The organism is Streptomyces sp. NPDC005722, from assembly GCF_040630935.1.
In the GTDB taxonomy this organism is placed as follows: Bacteria; Actinomycetota; Actinomycetes; order Streptomycetales; family Streptomycetaceae; genus Actinacidiphila.
Genome location: NZ_JBEXYN010000029.1, coordinates 97,830 through 112,238 on the forward strand (window position 1 = coordinate 97,830; position 14,409 = coordinate 112,238).

Consider the following 14,409-nt stretch of genomic DNA (forward strand, 5'->3'; position numbering starts at 1 on the left):
GTCAGCCCCGCGGGGCGTCCTCCAGGGCCGCACGCACGATGCGGACGGCCTCCTCGGTGTCGGCCCGCGACACGTCCAGGTGGAAGACGAAGCGCAGCAGTCCGGGGTAGCCGGCGCAGCGCAGCCCGTGCCGCGCGAGGCGCTCCTGGACCTGCTCGGCGGAGACCCCCGGCGCCGGCTCGGCGAAGACCATGTTGGTCTGGGCGTCGCCCACCAGCAGGCCCGGCACGCCCTTGATCCCCTCCGCGAACAGCGCCGCGTTCGCGTGGTCCTCGGCGAGCCGCACCACCTGGTGCTCCAGCGCGTACAGCGCTCCCGCGGCCAGGATGCCCGCCTGCCGCATCCCGCCGCCGAGCGCCTTGCGCCAGCGCAGCGCCCGCGCCACGAACTCCCGGCTGCCCAGCAGCGCGGAGCCGACCGGGGCGCCCAGGCCCTTGCTGAAGCAGACCGAGACGCTGTCGAAGTGGCCGGCGATCAGCCGCGCCTGCTCGTACGGGTCGCCGCCCGCGGCCACCGCGGCGTTGAACAGCCGGGCGCCGTCGAGGTGCGTGGCCAGCCCGTGCTCGCGCGCCAGCCCCGTCGCGGCCCGCAGGTAGTCCACGGGGACGACCCGGCCGCCGATGGTGTCCTCCAGGCACAGCAGCCGGGTGCGGGGGAAGTGCGGGTCGTCCGGCTTCACCGCGGCCGCGATGTCGGCCGGGTCCAGCGTCCCGTCCGCCCGGTGGGGGAGCGGCTGCGGCTGGATCCCGCCGAGCACGGCACCGCCGCCGCCCTCCCAGCGGTACACGTGCGCCGACTGCCCGGCGATGTACTCGTCACCGCGGCCGCAGTGCGTCAGCAGCGCGCACAGGTTGCTCTGCGTCCCGGAGGAGACGAACAGCGCGGCCTCGAAGCCGAGCCGCTCCGCGATCCGGTCCTGGAGGGCGTTCACGGTGGGGTCGTCGGCGAAGACGTCGTCGCCCACCTCGGCCTCCGCCATGGCGCGGCGCATGGCCGCGCCGGGCCGCGTGACGGTGTCGCTCCGCAGGTCGATGACCCGTCCGGGCTGCTCATCGGTGACATCAGTGATCGGCATGCGTTCACCCTGCCATGCCCGCCCTTCGGTAGGATCGTCGGGTGAATTCCCACTGGCACGTCGTCCTTCCGCCGCTGTGCGCCTGACCGGGCGCACTCACTGAAGGACCCGACCCACCGTCCCCGGCAGGCCGCCCGGCCACCAGGGGCGGTCCAGGGTGCGCCCGTCCCGGATCCGCTTCCCTCGATGCGTGACGTGACGAAAGGCCGCCCCCGTGCCGGACCACACCCCCTCCCTCGCCCCCGGACGCCCGCTCGCGCCCGCTGCCGCCGCCCGGCAGCGCTCCGTCCACGGCGCGCTGCCGATCCTCACCGCCGCCCTGCTGTGGGGCACCACCGGGACCGCCGCTTCCTTCGCGCCCGCAGGCGCCCCGCCCGCGGCGGTCGGCGGCGCCGGGCTCACCCTCGGCGGGCTCCTGCTCCTGGCGGGCGCCCGCGGGGCGCGGACCCTGCTGCGCGCCGCGGGCCGCTCCGGAGCCGCGCTGCTGGCCGTCGGCGCCCTGGCCGTCGCCGGCTACCCCCTCGCCTTCTACCCGGCCGTCTCCCGTACCGGGGTCGCCGTGGCCACGGTCATCGCCCTGGGGAGCGCACCGGTCTTCACCGGACTGCTGGCCTGGGCCGCGGGCGCACACCGCCCCAGCCGCCGCTGGGCCGCCGCGACGGCCGTGGCCGTGCTCGGCTGCGGGCTGCTGGTGCTGGGCGGCGCGGACGCGGGCCCCGCGGCGCGCACGGACGCCGCGGGGGTGGCCCTGGCAGCCCTGGCCGGGCTCTCGTACGCGGTGTACTCCCTGGTCGGTGGCCACTTCATCGGCCGCGGGCAGGCGCCGGGCGCGGTGATGGGGGTGCTCTTCGGTTCCGCCGGGCTGCTGACCCTGCCGGTGGTGGTCATCACGGGTGTGGTCTGGCTCGCCACACCCCGTGGCGCAGGCGTCGTCCTGCACCTCGCGGTGCTGACGACCTTCCTGGCCTACCGGCTCTTCGGGCACGGCCTGCGGCACACACCGCCGTCCGTCGCCACCACGCTCACCCTCGCCGAGCCCGCCGTGGCCGCCCTGCTCGGGGTGGCCGTGCTGGGGGAGCGGCCGACGCCGCTGTCCTGGGCGGGACTGGCCGTCCTCGTCCTCGCCCTGGCGGTGCTCTCCGGCAGGGATCGCTGACGCACGGGCCTGCCCGGCGGCCGCGCCCCGCCCCGGGTCATCCGGGCGGGAGGTCGTCCGTGCGCTCGCCCTCCGCCTGGGAGGGGGTCGTCCGGGGCACGTCCGGGTGGATCTCCATCGTGCTGCGCTCGGCGTCGTCGTAGATCCGCTCGCCCTCCGCCTGGGAGGGGGTCCCGGCGTACAGGTACGGATCGGCGTCCGAGGACGTGGACTTCATGGCGGACCTCCTACGGTCGCTGCCTCCATCCTGCTCCCTCAGGCCCGGCGGGGCGAGACCAGCAGGAACGCCCTCCGACGGCGGTCGTGGTGGAGCGTGCTCTGCCAGCCGTACGCCTCCAGGACGCGCCGGCACCGGTCCAGTTCGGCCTCGGCGGTGCCCGGGGCGGCCCCGGCGGGGGAGTGCCAGGAGACCTCGGCGACCCCGCTCTGGGCGGAGGGCCCGACGGCGTAGCCGGTGACCGACGGGCGCCCGGCGGCGTCGCGCGCGGACGGGGGCCGGCCGTCCGCCTCCAGGGCCAGGGCGACGGCGTGGACGAGGCGCTCGCGCTCCCAGGGCGCGGGCCGCGCGGTGTCGCCGTCCTGCAGGACGCGGCGGATCTCCAGCAGCCCCGACCAGGCGGAGGCGACCTCGGCGGCACGGCCGGGGGCGGCGCCGGCCGTGCCGTGCCCGTCGTCGGCGGCGAAGCCGCGCTCGGCGTCCCGGGCCGGCGCCTCCGCCGGCGCCTCCTCCGCCGCCGTCCCCGTCCCCGCCTCGGGGATCTCCCCGCGGGCCAGTTCGGTGCGGACCCGGCGGCCCTCCTGCGTGAGGTAGTAGCCGCCGGTACGGCCGTAGCGCACGGCGAGACCCTGCCTGGTCAGCGCGGCGCAGGTCGGTTCGCGGGCGCTCAGCTGGCCGGTGTCGGCGTCGGACTCCAGCAGGGCGCGGCGCTGGACGGCGGTCAGTGTCATGCGAAGCACCCTATGAGCCGGACGCGGGCAGCCGGAATGCCCTACACTCGAAATCGAGCAGTTGTTCGAACGAGGTGGAGGCGGACACACCATGGTCGAAGCCGAGCCGCACCAGGACCCCGGGCCCTGCGTGCTGTACATCCGCTGCGGCGGGGCCGACCCGGCGACGCTCGCGGCGCTGACCGCTCTCGTCGGCCAGTTCACCCCCGTCGTCCGCGCCGAGCCGCCGGACGCGGTCGTGGCGGACGTGCGCTCCGCGGTGAGCTTCTACGGGCTGCTGCCCGAGCAGCTGGCCCTCATGATCAGCACCCGGGCCTCGGCCCTGTACGACGTGAGCCCGACGATCGGCGTCGCCGGGAGCCGCACGGTCGCCGCCATGGCCGCCCACGACGTCCTCGCCGGCCGGATCCGCGCCGTCGACTCCGATCCGCGGGCCGTCGCCGACTTCCTGCGCGTCCAGCCGGTCGCGGCCCTTCCCGGGATCACCGCGGAGGCCGTCCGGACGCTGGCCGCGGCCGGGCTGGAGACGGTCGGCAAGGTCGCCGCCGCGCCGCTGCCCGACGTCCAGGCCCTCCTCGGCGCCGTTCCGGGGCGTGGCGTGTGGGAACGCGCGCACGGCCTGGACCCCGCGCCGATCACCCCGGAGCACCCGCCGGGCTCACTCGCCGCGGACCGGCTCTTCACCGCCGACACCACCGACCCCATCGACCGCGGCGCGCTGAGCCGGGCCGTGCTCGAACTCGGGCTGGGCCTCGGTGACCGGCTCCGCAGCACCGGCCGTACCGCCACCGCGCTCACCCTGACCGTCCGGCTCGCCGGCGGCTCGTCCGTCAGCCGCAGCCGCACCCTGCCGGAGCCCACCTCCGACCCCGGCGAACTCGCCGAGGCCGCCTTCGCCATGCACGAGGCCCTCGGCCCGCACGGCGCCCCCGTGCGGGCCGTGGCCCTGCGCGCCGAGGGGCTGTCCGCGGCCGATCCGTACCGGGCGCGCGCCGTGCCGGTCGGTGCGGGCCGCGGCCGGGCCGTGCTGCCGTCGACCTTCGCGGATCCGCCCGCGCCCGGCACCGCTCAGGAGGAGCGCCGGCTGTCCTCGTGAAGCGCCTCCAGTACGGCGGCCATGACCTCCGCGCCGTCCAGCGGACGCGGCAGCGGTCCGCGCCGGGCTCGTGCCATGTCCCCGAAGCACGCGTCGCACACGGCGAGCGGGAGATGACGGATGCCGCAGTCGCGGACGGTGTCGTCCTCCCGCCCGCACACCTCGCACCCCGATGATGCCGCCATGCGTTCGATACTGCCGCGTCGCGGCGTTTCGCGACAGGGCGCAACCGGTGCTCGACGGACCGTCAGAATGCCTGTGCCCGTGCGCACTTGAACCGACACGGTGCTCCGCGCCGATCCCGGGCGCGGCGCCGGTTGCGAGGCGGGTGCTGCGGGACGAGGGTGGGAAGGGGGAACATCCGATCGGGCATCGAACGGAGCTTCTCATGCAAGCGAGAAAGGCCGACCTGTACAGGCGCGACCTCGCGGAGGCGCGCTGGGTCAAGAGCAGCAAGAGCCCCTACCGGGAAACCTGCGTCGAGGTGGCGGAACTCGCCGGCGGAGCCGTCGCGATCCGTGACTCCGAGAACACGGACCTGCCGCCGCTGCGGTTCACCGCGGAGGAATGGACGGCGTTCCGGGAGGGTGTGCGCGACGGTGAGTTCGGTTAGGCCGCCGCGTTGACACCGGTTTGACGGGCCGGTCCGCCGGGGTCGCACGACCGCTCCGGCGGGCCGGGCCGATGCGGTCACTGGGCCGGTCGCGGACCGCGGAGCCTCGGGCATACGGTTGCCTCAGGCAACCACCTGCTTCGGCGGTTGCGTCACGGGAGGGGCCGGGGCGAGGGTGGGGAGGGTAAGCGAGACCGAACCTCGAACGGAGGTTCCCCATGCACGACCGAAAGGCCGACCTGTACGCGCGGGACCTGACTGCAGCGCGCTGGGTCAAGAGCAGCAAGAGCGGCTATCTGCCGGAGTGCGTCGAGGTCGCGGACCTCGGCGACGGGGCCGTCGCCATCCGTGATTCCCAGAACAAGGACCTGCCGCCCCTGCGGTTCACCGCGCGGGAGTGGACGGCGTTCCGGGAGGGTGTGCGCGAGGGCGAGTTCGGCTAGGGCGTGTCGTTCCCCTCGCTCGGCGGGCCGGCCGGACCGGCCCGCCGAGCCTTTCACGCGTCGCCCAGCACCCGCAGCGTCTGGGCCCGCAGCGCGCACGCCACCACGCCCTCGCGGGTGTGCCGCAGTTGCGGTTCCGTCGCCGGGTGCCGCCCGGAGATCAGGTCGACGATGCGGTAGGCCGTCTCCTCGTCCTCCGCCGCGATGCACACCAGCACCGTGCCGCGGTCCGCCTCCTGCTCCGCCATGGGCGCCTCCTTCGTCGTCAGGCCATCCCCGTGGACGCGTCGGAAGACCCCACCGCCCCCGCCGCGGTTCTGCGCCCGGCGCCGGTTCACCCGCACGAAGCATCCCGGGGTGCGCGGGGCTTACGATGAGGGGCCCGGCAGCCCGACCCGGAGAGGAAGCCTTGGCCAAGCAACGGATTCCGGTCGTCGTCATCGCGGGATTCCTGGGCTCGGGAAAGACCACGCTCCTCAACCACCTCCTGCGCAACAGCGGCGGCACCCGCATCGGCGTGATCGTCAACGACTTCGGCAGCATCAACATCGACGCGCTTTCCGTCGCCGGCCAGGTGGACTCCATGGTGGCCCTCGACAACGGCTGCCTGTGCTGCGCGGTGGACGCCACGGAGATGGACGAGATGCTCGCCCGGCTCTCGCGCCCGCAGGCCCGCATCGACGTCATCGTCATCGAGGCGAGCGGCCTCGCCGAGCCCCAGGGCATGATCCGGCTGCTGCTCGCGGGCACCGGCAGCGCCGTCACCTACGGCGGGCTGGTCGAGGTCGTCGACGCCGCCGAGTTCGAGGCCGTGCGCGCCCGCCACCCCGAACTCGACCGCCACGTGCGGGCCGCCGACCTCGTCGTCCTCAACAAGGGCGACCGCGTGGACGCCGCGGGCCGCCGGCGGGTCCGCGAGGCGCTGACCGCCCTCGCCCCCGGTACGCCACTCGTCGAGGCCGCCCACGGACGGGTGGACCCCGCCCTCCTCTTCGAGCCCCGGCCGCGTACGGAGGACGGCACGGCCGCCCGCCAGTTGACCTTCGAGGAGCTGTACGCGGACGACGGGCACGGGCACCCCGCGGACGGCGACCACACCGGCCACCTCCACGCGGCCTACGACAGCGTGGAGTTCACCTCCGAGGCGCCGCTGCACCCGCGCCGGCTGATGGAGTTCCTCGACGGCAGGCCCGCCGGGCTCTACCGGATGAAGGGCTTCGTGCGCTTCGCCCCGCCCGCCCACCGGCAGAAGTACACGCTGCACGCCGTCGGTGGCTTCCTGCGCTTCCTGCCGTCCCCGTGGTCGCGGGGCGAGTCCCGCGCCACCCGCCTGGTCATGATCGGTGCGGGGCTCGACGCCGGCGCCCTGCGCAAGGGGCTCGACGCGTGCGTCGCCGGCCCGGGCGAGGAACTCGCCGAGGACGCCATGCTCGGCGTGCTGCGCTACGTCCGCCCCTGACGCGGCCCGCACCGGCGCCCGGGACCCGGCGCCCAGGAAGGAACAGGCCATGAGCGACACCGAGCCCCGGACCACCGTCGTCAACCTCAAGGGCCACCGCGACGACCCGGCGTACGCGGACGTCGTCTACGTCGGCCGCCCGATGCACCGCGGCGGATGGCACCTGCCCGGATCCCCGCTGGCCAGCCCCTACCGGCCGGGGCCCGACGGCACCCGCCGGGAGGTGCTGGAGAAGTACCGCGAACACCTGCTGGGCCGCCCCGACCTGCTCGCGATGCTGCCCGCGCTGCGCGGCCGCAGGCTCGGCTGCTGGTGCGTGCCCGAACCGTGCCACGCGCAGGTCATCGCGGAACTCGCCGACGCCGCCTGATTCCGCCCCGGCGGCCGCGTGTCCCGATCCGAGGGTCGCGCGTCCGTACCGCGTCCGGCGGGCCCGGCCGTCCCGTCCGAGGATGGACCCATCGGCACCGGGCGCCCCGCCCGGAGGCCGGCGGAACCCGGAATCCTGTCAGGAGATTCGACGTGGCTGAAATCATCGCGGACATCGAGGTCCCCGACACCCGGCTCGTGGCGGAGGCGACCGAACTGGTGCGGAAGGCCGCCGACCCGGTGGTCTACCACCACTCCCGCCGGGTGTACTTCTGGGCGTCGATGCGCGGCCGCAACCGCGGGTGGGACGTCGACCCCGAGCTGCTGTACGTCGGCGCCCTCTTCCACGACCTCGGGCTGACCGACACCTACGCCAGGACCGACCAGCGCTTCGAGATCGACGGCGCCGACGAGGCCCGCCGCTTCCTGCTGGAGCACGACGTCCCCGCGGACCGCGCGCGGCTGGTGTGGGAGGCGATCGCGCTGCACACCACCCCGGAGATCCCGTGGCACATGGCGCCCGAGATCGCGCTGGTCACCTCGGGCGTCGAGGTCGACGTCCTCGGCATCGGGTACGACGAGATCACGCCCGAGGAGCGCGAGGCGGTCGTGGCCGTCCACCCGCGGCCCGACTTCAAGAACAACATCCTCAAGGAGTTCACCCACGGCATCGCGCCGCGCCCCGACACGACGTTCGGCAACGTCAAGGCCGACGTGCTGGAGCGTTTCGTGCCGGGCTTCGTCCGCGGGAACTTCGTGGACACCATCCTGCAGTCCCCCTGGGCGGAGTGACCCCGCGCCGGTGTCCCCCGGTGCCCGCGGCCGTCACTCGCGGGTGCCGTGGGGGCGGGTGGTGCGGAAGCGGTCGCGGTAGGCGCCGGGGCTGACGCCCAGGCGGCGGCGGAAGGCGCGGCGCATGGTCTCCTCGGAGCCGAAGCCGCTGCGGCGGGCGACGGTGTCGAGGGCTTCGTCGCCGGCCTCCAGCAGGGCCTGGGCGGCCTCGACGCGGGCGCGTTCGACGTACTGGGCGGCGGTGCCGCCGGTCTCGGTGCGGAAGAGCCGGGTCAAGTGGCGGGAGCTGACCCCGGCCCGGGCGGCCAGGGCGGGCAGGCTGTGGTCGGCGGCGGGGTCGGCGGCGACCTGGTCCAGGACCCGGCGCAGCACCGAGTGGGCGGGGTGCCGGGGGCTCTGCCGGACGCTGAACTGCGACTGGCCGCCGGGACGTGCCATGAAGACGACCAGGAACTTGGCGGCCTTGCGGGCGATGTCCGGTCCCAGGTCGGCCTCGACCAGGGACAGGGCCAGGTCGATGCCCGCGCTGATGCCCGCGGAGGTGATGAAGCGGCCGTCCCTGACGAAGATCGCGTCGCTGTCGACCTCCACCTTGGGGTAGCGGGCGGCGAGGTCGTCGGCCAGCCGCCAGTGGGTGGCGGCCCGGCGTCCGTCCAGCAGCCCGGTCGCGGCCAGCGGGAACGCGCCCGCGCAGACCGAGGCGACGGTACGGGAGCGGTCCGCGAGCCGGGTGATGCCGTCCACCAGCGCGGTGTCGGCCACCGCCGCCCACCAGTCCGGGCGGCCGGGGACGAGCAGCGTGTCGACCGGGAAGTCGACCTCCTCCAGCGACAGGTCCGGCACCAGCCGCAGCCCCGCGGTCGTCGTCACCGGCCGGCCGTCCAGCGACACCGTCCGCGTCACGTACCGGGCGCCGTACTCGTTTGCCGCCGTGTACACGTCCAGCGGACCCGTCACGTCCATCAACTGCAGGCCCTCGAACAGCAGCACCAGCACCCGGTGCGGCGCCACCACCGACGCGGCCCCCGGCGGCACCGACGGCTTCACACGGGACGTCACGGTCGTTCCTCCTGGAGCGGGCGGGTGTCCGGCGGAACGGCCGCGGGCACCCATGTGGGCCGCGTCCCGGGCACGTTGGGACCGCCCGTCGCTGTCCGGCCCGTCATTCTCGCCCATGTCCACCGGCACCTACGACGCCGGGCTGGTGACCCCCGCGACGGACCGCTGGAGCGGGGCGAGGTGGCGCGTGGTCACCACGCGGCGGCCGCGCTCGTCGTCGTGGATGCAGGTGGACCCGGCCAGCCTGCGCACGATCTCCAGCCCGCGGCCGTGCTCGTCCGGCGGGGTGCTGTCGGGCGAGGCCCCGTCGTGGTGCCGGGCCTCGCCGCTGTCGGTGACGGTGATGACCAGGCCGTCGTCGTGCAGGCACAGCCGGACCGACATCTGCGCCCTGCCGTGGCGCGCGGCGTTCGCGGCGAGCTCGTCGACGATCAGCTCGGCGGCGATGCGGTCCTCCGCGGCCAGTCCCCAGAGCCCCAGCAGCTCGGACGCGAAGTGGCGCGCGGCGCCGACGTAGGCGGCCTCCGCGGGCTGCACGAGTTCCGCCGAACGGGTGGGGGTGGTGTCACCGCACATGACGTGTGGGCCCTTCATCGATGAGGCCCGCGGTCCCGGCGACCGCGGGGTCGCCCCACCGGCCACGCCGCCCCGCGCGGCACGCCGCGACGTCGGCCTCCCTTCCGGCCGCCGTGCCCGGCACCGCTCCCGTCCCCCCGCGCGGATAGCGTGGACGTGTGCGTCTTCTTGTGATGTCCGATACACACCTGCCCAAACGTGCCAAGGAGCTTCCGGCCGAACTCCTGGACCGGATTCCCGAGGCCGACGCCGTCCTCCACGCCGGCGACTGGGTGGACGACGCGACGCTCGACCTGCTGCAGGCGCGGTCCCGCCGGGTGATCGGCGTGTACGGCAACAACGACGGCCCGGGGCTGCGGGCGCGGCTGCCCGAGGTCGCCCGGGCGGAGCTGGGCGGCCTGCGCTTCGGAGTCGTCCACGACAGCGGCCCGGCGCAGGGACGCGAACGCCGTTGCGAGGAGCGCTTCCCCGACCTCGACGTCCTGGTCTTCGGGCACAGCCACATCCCCTGGGACAGCACGGCGCCGGGCGGGCTGCGGCTGCTCAACCCCGGTTCGCCGACGGACCGCAGGCGCCAGCCGTACGGCACCTACCTCACCGCCGTCGCGGCCGCGGGCGCGCTGACCGAGGTACGTCTGCACGAACTGCCGCGGCGCTGACGGGGGCGCCGACCGAGGCGCCGACCCGGGCAGGGGCGCCGGGGTTCTAGTGCTCCAGCGCCGGGTCGCCGGCCGGCCGGACCGCGCCCGGGTGCCCGGAGAGCCGGACCGCACCGGGGGCCTCGGCGGCCTCCGCCTCCCGCTCCCGGGGTTCCGCGCCGCCGCCGGCGTCCACGGGCGGCAGCAGCGCCATGACGGCCCGGCGGTGCGCGTCGCCGGCGTCCTCGTCGAAGGGGTCCGGGGTGGCCGGCACCTGCACCCGGAGCACCGGGCCCGAGCCCAGCCGCACGTAACCGCGGCCCGGCGGCACCTCGGCGGCGGACGTCGAGCACTGCGGCGCGCCGAGCACCGCCTGGGTCTGCTCCGCGGTGACCGCGCCCAGCAGCATCCGGGCCCTGGTGTGGGCGACGACCACCTGGGCGAGTGCCTCGGCGCCGTCGAGGTGGTCGGCGACGGCGACGGTCACCCCGGCCGCGCGGCCGTGCCGGAGCGGGGTGTCCAGCAGTTCCTGCGGGTCGGGGCGGTTCTCGGCGTGCGCGAGGTGGCTGAGCACCGTCGGCCGGTCGACCAGGATCCACAGCGGGCGCCGTACGTCGTCGGGAGCGGTCCGGCCGGCCTGCCGGGCGCGGTTGACGGCGATCAGCCGGCGCTCGGTCTCGTGCGCCGCCCACTCCAGGGTGGCCAGCGTCCCCGCGAGGCCGCTCTCGACGGCCATCACTCCGGGCCGCCCGCTCAGGAACGCGTACTCGCCCGTCCCGCTGCCGTCGACGACCACGAGGTCGCCCTCCGGCAGGGCCTGGAGCGCGATGGAGCGCAGCAGTGTCGTGGTGCCCGTGCCGGGCTGGCCGAGGGCGAGCAGGTGCGGCTCGGTGGAACGCGGTCCGGTGCGCCAGACCACCGGCGGCGCGTCCCTGACGTCCTCGCCGTCCCCGACCGGGACGGTGCGCTGCACGGCCTCGGGGTCGGTGAAGCCGAGCACCGTCTCGCCGGGGGAGGTGACGAAGCGCTGGGCGGCGATGTCCGTGGGCAGCGGGGGGAGCGCGGTGAGGGTGAGGTGGTTCTCCTCCTCGTTCCACTCGAAGCGGTACTCGCGGCCCCGCCCCACCTTGGCGTGCAGCACGTGCTCGACGCGGGCCCGGGCGGCGGGCTCGCCGTCGGTGAAGTAGGCGGGGTACTTGAGGTGCAGGCGGACCAGCCGCCCGTCCTCGAAGGCGTGGTCGCCGAAGGCGTTCTCCCAGCTGCCGTCGTGGGCGTAGAGCGGGCTGGGGTCGTCGGCCACGGACAGGTACGGCACCAGGGCCTCGTACAGCGCGGTCAGCCGGTCGTTCTCGGCGCCGCTCGGCCCGGTCGGTGCGGGGGTGCGGTCGCGGCCCATCCAGCCGGCGGAGCCCATCAGCGCGGCGACCAGCAGGTAGGCGCCGTAGGGGAGCAGGACCAGGACGAGGAACCCGGCGCCCACGGAGGCCATCAGCGCCGGTCCGCGGCGGTCCTTGGGGGTGCTGCCCCACCACTCGCGTGCCCAGCCGGCCTGCCGGCGCAGCCCGCGCGCGATGACGAAGAGCGGGTGGAGGACGTCCGTGGTGCTGTCGACGGCGGCCCGCGCGAGCTCACGGCCGCGGGTGAGCGAGGGGCGGCTGCTCAGGAGGGCGGAGAGGGTGCGCCGGACCACGGGGAGCTCCAGAGGATCGTTGCGGGGACGGTACGACGGGAGGGAGGGGACGGGACCGGACGGGAAGGGCCCGGTGCGGAGCGGCGCCGGGCCCGGTGGTGGTTCGGCCGTGCGGAACGGCCGCGCTAGAACTTGATCCCGCCCAGGAGGCTCGCCAGGCTCGCCCCGCCGGCCTTGATGCTCGGGGCGATGGCGGTGCCCGCGAGGTAGAAGCCGAAGAGGGCGCAGACGAGCGCGTGGGACGCCTTGAGTCCGTCCTTGCGGAAGAACAGGAAGACGATGATGCCGAGCAGGACGACGCCTGAGATGGACAGGATCATGGGGGCTACTCCTGTGTGATGGGGACTGTCACCATGAGTTGTTCCAGAATTACAGTTAGTAATATGTTCTGAAAAGAGGCGAATGGGTGATTTGTAGGGAAGTTCACCCTTTCGGCTCTGCCGAACTGTTTCTTACGGTGTGATCCTCGCCGGTCGTCCGGCGTGTCATGTGGCAGGCCCCGCCGACGGAGCAGCGAAGTCGCCCGTTCGAGTGATCAAAATCGTTAAGCTTCGGCCATGGCTTCTTGTCCCGTCCACGTCCCCGCCGTGGCACGCAGCGCCGGCCCGCCCGGCGAGGCCAGGGCCGTTGAGGCCGCTTAGGGTGGATCACGAAGGCCCCTCCCGCGCACGGCGACCAGCCACCTCCAGTGAGGAACGATGAGCGAGCCGACCCCGCAGAACGACCCGGCCCAGGACCCCGGCGTCCTGCGACTCGCCGCCGAGGTCTTCGACCTCGCCCGCCGGGGCGGCACGCAGACCCTGACGGCGTACGTGGACGCCGGTGTGCCGGCCGACCTCACCAACGACAAGGGCGACACCCTCGTCATGCTCGCGGCCTACCACGGCCACGCCGCCACCGTGGCCGCCCTCCTGCGGCACGGCGCGGACCCCGACCGCGCCAACGACCGCGGTCAGACGCCGCTCGCCGGTGCCGTCTTCAAGGGCGAGGACGAGGTGGTCCGCGTCCTCCTCGACGGCGGCGCCGACCCCGCAGCGGGCACCCCCTCGGCCATCGACACGGCCCGCATGTTCGGCAAGGACGCACTCCTGGAACTCTTCGGTGCCGCATGACCCCGGCCGCCACGACGACGCCGTACCCACGATGAAGAGAAGTGGACCCATGACGGAAACCGACAGCTGGAAGAATCCGCTGCGCGATCCAACCGACCGGCGGCTGCCGCGCATCGCGGGCCCGTCCGGCCTGGTGATCTTCGGTGTGACGGGCGACCTGTCCCGCAAGAAACTGATGCCCGCCGTGTACGACCTGGCCAACCGCGGGCTGCTGCCGCCGGGCTTCTCGCTCGTCGGCTTCGCCCGCCGCGACTGGGCGGACCAGGACTTCGCGCAGGTCGTCCACGACTCCGTCAAGGAGCACGCGCGCACCCCCTTCCGCGAGGAGGTCTGGACGGAACTTTCCGCCGGAATGCGCTTCGTGCCCGGCGACTTCGGCGACGACGACGCCTTCGAGAAGCTGCGCGCGACCGTGGAGGAACTCGACAAGGACCGCGGCACCAGCGGCAACTTCGCCTTCTACCTCTCGGTGCCGCCCAAGTTCTTCCCCACCGTGGTCCAGCAGCTGAAGAAGCACGGACTGTCCGACCCTCCCCGAGGCTCCTGGCGGCGCGCCGTCATCGAGAAGCCCTTCGGCCACGGCCTGGCCAGCGCCCAGGAGCTCAACCGGGTGGTCCACCAGGTCTTCCCGCCCGCCGAGGTGTTCCGGATCGACCACTACCTCGGCAAGGAGACCGTCCAGAACGTCCTGGCGCTGCGCTTCGCGAACGCGATGTTCGAGCCGCTGTGGAACCGCTCCTACGTCGACCACGTGCAGATCACGATGGCCGAGGACATCGGCATCGGCGGCCGCGCGGGCTACTACGACGGCATCGGCGCCGCACGCGACGTCATCCAGAACCACCTGCTCCAACTCCTCGCGCTGACCGCGATGGAGGAACCCTCGGGCTTCGACGCCACGTCCCTCGTCCGCGAGAAGCTCAAGGTCCTCCAGGCCGTACGGCCCCCCGAGGACCTCGGCGCCCACACCGTGCGCGGCCAGTACGCGCACGGCTGGCAGGGCGGGGAGGAGGTGCTCGGCTACCTGGAGGAGGAGGGCATCGACCCCGGGTCCAAGACCGACACCTACGCCGCGATCAAACTGGCGATCGACAGCCGCCGCTGGGCGGGCGTCCCCTTCTACCTGCGTACCGGCAAGCGCCTGGGCCGCCGCGTCACCGAGATCGCGGTCGTCTTCCAGCGCGCGCCCCACCTGCCCTTCAGTCACACCGACACCCAGGAGCTGGGGCAGAACGCCCTCGTCATCCGGGTCCAGCCGGACGAGGGCGTCACCGTGCGCTTCGGCTCGAAGGTGCCGGGCACCTCGATGGAGATCCGGGACGTGACGATGGACTTCGCCTACGGCGAGTCCTTCACCGAGTCCAGCCCGGAGGCCTACGAGCG

Annotated in this window: 19 protein-coding genes; 10 read left to right on the forward strand and 9 right to left on the reverse strand. The window is 74.4% G+C overall.

Translation table 11 applies throughout. From position 1 onward, the window contains the following. Position 1: 1 nt before the first annotated feature. Positions 2 to 1,075 (reverse strand): low-specificity L-threonine aldolase, encoded by a 1,074-nt coding sequence (ltaE, locus tag ABZ479_RS28515; RefSeq protein ID WP_500464229.1) that lies wholly within the window; start codon positions 1,073 to 1,075, stop codon positions 2 to 4. 214 nt (positions 1,076 to 1,289) lie between these two features. On the opposite strand from ltaE, the gene ABZ479_RS28520 reads away from it, so the two are divergent. Beyond that, on the forward strand, positions 1,290 to 2,231 hold the full coding sequence (locus ABZ479_RS28520; RefSeq protein WP_500464230.1) for a DMT family transporter: 942 nt from the start codon (positions 1,290 to 1,292) through the stop codon (positions 2,229 to 2,231). 37 nt (positions 2,232 to 2,268) lie between these two features. Here ABZ479_RS28520 and ABZ479_RS28525 read toward each other — a convergent pair whose 3' ends face one another. Together ABZ479_RS28525 and ABZ479_RS28530 are read right to left on the reverse strand one after the other, a co-directional pair. Next, a complete protein-coding gene (locus ABZ479_RS28525) occupies positions 2,269 to 2,448 on the reverse strand; it encodes a hypothetical protein (RefSeq protein WP_499600628.1) in 180 nt (59 codons plus the stop codon). Positions 2,449 to 2,486: 38 nt separating this feature from the next. Beyond that, the gene (locus tag ABZ479_RS28530; protein WP_500464231.1) at positions 2,487 to 3,179 is read right to left on the reverse strand and encodes a hypothetical protein; all 693 of its coding nucleotides are present in this window, start codon (positions 3,177 to 3,179) and stop codon (positions 2,487 to 2,489) included. A gap of 91 nt (positions 3,180 to 3,270) precedes the next feature. Here ABZ479_RS28530 and ABZ479_RS28535 point away from each other — a divergent pair, with 91 nt between their 5' ends. Beyond that, a complete protein-coding gene (locus ABZ479_RS28535; RefSeq protein WP_500464232.1) occupies positions 3,271 to 4,275 on the forward strand; it encodes a DNA polymerase Y family protein in 1,005 nt (334 codons plus the stop codon). Here the strand turns inward: ABZ479_RS28535 and ABZ479_RS28540 are convergent. After that, on the reverse strand, positions 4,248 to 4,460 hold the full coding sequence (locus tag ABZ479_RS28540; RefSeq protein ID WP_500464233.1) for a hypothetical protein: 213 nt from the start codon (positions 4,458 to 4,460) through the stop codon (positions 4,248 to 4,250). The two genes, ABZ479_RS28535 and ABZ479_RS28540, sit on opposite strands and share 28 nt — an antisense overlap. A 203-nt stretch (positions 4,461 to 4,663) precedes the next feature. Here ABZ479_RS28540 and ABZ479_RS28545 point away from each other — a divergent pair, with 203 nt between their 5' ends. Beyond that, positions 4,664 to 4,888: a DUF397 domain-containing protein gene (locus ABZ479_RS28545; protein WP_500464234.1), complete on the forward strand. Its 225-nt coding sequence runs from the start codon at positions 4,664 to 4,666 to the stop codon at positions 4,886 to 4,888. 218 nt (positions 4,889 to 5,106) lie between these two features. Continuing rightward, positions 5,107 to 5,331 carry a DUF397 domain-containing protein gene (locus ABZ479_RS28550; protein WP_500464235.1) on the forward strand — a complete coding sequence of 75 codons (225 nt, stop codon included), beginning with the start codon at positions 5,107 to 5,109 and terminating at the stop codon, positions 5,329 to 5,331. 53 nt (positions 5,332 to 5,384) lie between these two features. Here ABZ479_RS28550 and ABZ479_RS28555 read toward each other — a convergent pair whose 3' ends face one another. Continuing rightward, positions 5,385 to 5,579 (reverse strand): hypothetical protein, encoded by a 195-nt coding sequence (locus ABZ479_RS28555; RefSeq protein WP_018561578.1) that lies wholly within the window; start codon positions 5,577 to 5,579, stop codon positions 5,385 to 5,387. 161 nt (positions 5,580 to 5,740) lie between these two features. Here ABZ479_RS28555 and ABZ479_RS28560 point away from each other — a divergent pair, with 161 nt between their 5' ends. From ABZ479_RS28560 to ABZ479_RS28570, 3 genes are all read left to right on the forward strand, one after another. Then, the gene (locus tag ABZ479_RS28560) at positions 5,741 to 6,790 is read left to right on the forward strand and encodes a CobW family GTP-binding protein (RefSeq protein ID WP_500464236.1); all 1,050 of its coding nucleotides are present in this window, start codon (positions 5,741 to 5,743) and stop codon (positions 6,788 to 6,790) included. 49 nt (positions 6,791 to 6,839) lie between these two features. Beyond that, positions 6,840 to 7,160, forward strand: a complete 321-nt coding sequence (locus ABZ479_RS28565; protein ID WP_499600620.1) for a DUF4326 domain-containing protein — start codon at positions 6,840 to 6,842, stop codon at positions 7,158 to 7,160. A 152-nt stretch (positions 7,161 to 7,312) separates the two neighbouring features. After that, on the forward strand, positions 7,313 to 7,951 hold the full coding sequence (locus ABZ479_RS28570) for an HD domain-containing protein (protein WP_499600618.1): 639 nt from the start codon (positions 7,313 to 7,315) through the stop codon (positions 7,949 to 7,951). 33 nt (positions 7,952 to 7,984) lie between these two features. Here the strand turns inward: ABZ479_RS28570 and ABZ479_RS28575 are convergent, their stop codons facing one another. Both ABZ479_RS28575 and ABZ479_RS28580 read right to left on the reverse strand, forming a co-directional pair. Further along, positions 7,985 to 9,010 carry a GlxA family transcriptional regulator gene (locus ABZ479_RS28575; RefSeq protein WP_500464237.1) on the reverse strand — a complete coding sequence of 342 codons (1,026 nt, stop codon included), beginning with the start codon at positions 9,008 to 9,010 and terminating at the stop codon, positions 7,985 to 7,987. A 129-nt stretch (positions 9,011 to 9,139) separates the two neighbouring features. After that, positions 9,140 to 9,586: an ATP-binding protein gene (locus ABZ479_RS28580; RefSeq protein ID WP_500464238.1), complete on the reverse strand. Its 447-nt coding sequence runs from the start codon at positions 9,584 to 9,586 to the stop codon at positions 9,140 to 9,142. A gap of 158 nt (positions 9,587 to 9,744) precedes the next feature. On the opposite strand from ABZ479_RS28580, the gene ABZ479_RS28585 reads away from it, so the two are divergent. Next, positions 9,745 to 10,245: a metallophosphoesterase family protein gene (locus ABZ479_RS28585; RefSeq protein WP_500464239.1), complete on the forward strand. Its 501-nt coding sequence runs from the start codon at positions 9,745 to 9,747 to the stop codon at positions 10,243 to 10,245. 46 nt (positions 10,246 to 10,291) lie between these two features. Here the strand turns inward: ABZ479_RS28585 and ABZ479_RS28590 are convergent, their stop codons facing one another. Together ABZ479_RS28590 and ABZ479_RS28595 are read right to left on the reverse strand one after the other, a co-directional pair. Continuing rightward, the gene (locus tag ABZ479_RS28590; protein ID WP_500464240.1) at positions 10,292 to 11,914 is read right to left on the reverse strand and encodes a hypothetical protein; all 1,623 of its coding nucleotides are present in this window, start codon (positions 11,912 to 11,914) and stop codon (positions 10,292 to 10,294) included. Between the two features lie 125 nt (positions 11,915 to 12,039). Then, positions 12,040 to 12,234 (reverse strand): hypothetical protein, encoded by a 195-nt coding sequence (locus ABZ479_RS28595; RefSeq protein ID WP_018534760.1) that lies wholly within the window; start codon positions 12,232 to 12,234, stop codon positions 12,040 to 12,042. A gap of 378 nt (positions 12,235 to 12,612) precedes the next feature. On the opposite strand from ABZ479_RS28595, the gene ABZ479_RS28600 reads away from it, so the two are divergent. Continuing rightward, positions 12,613 to 13,026, forward strand: a complete 414-nt coding sequence (locus ABZ479_RS28600; protein ID WP_500464241.1) for an ankyrin repeat domain-containing protein — start codon at positions 12,613 to 12,615, stop codon at positions 13,024 to 13,026. A gap of 49 nt (positions 13,027 to 13,075) precedes the next feature. Next, positions 13,076 to 14,409, forward strand: a 1,334-nt coding sequence (gene zwf / locus ABZ479_RS28605) for a glucose-6-phosphate dehydrogenase (protein WP_500464242.1), incomplete at its 3' end; no start/stop codon positions are given.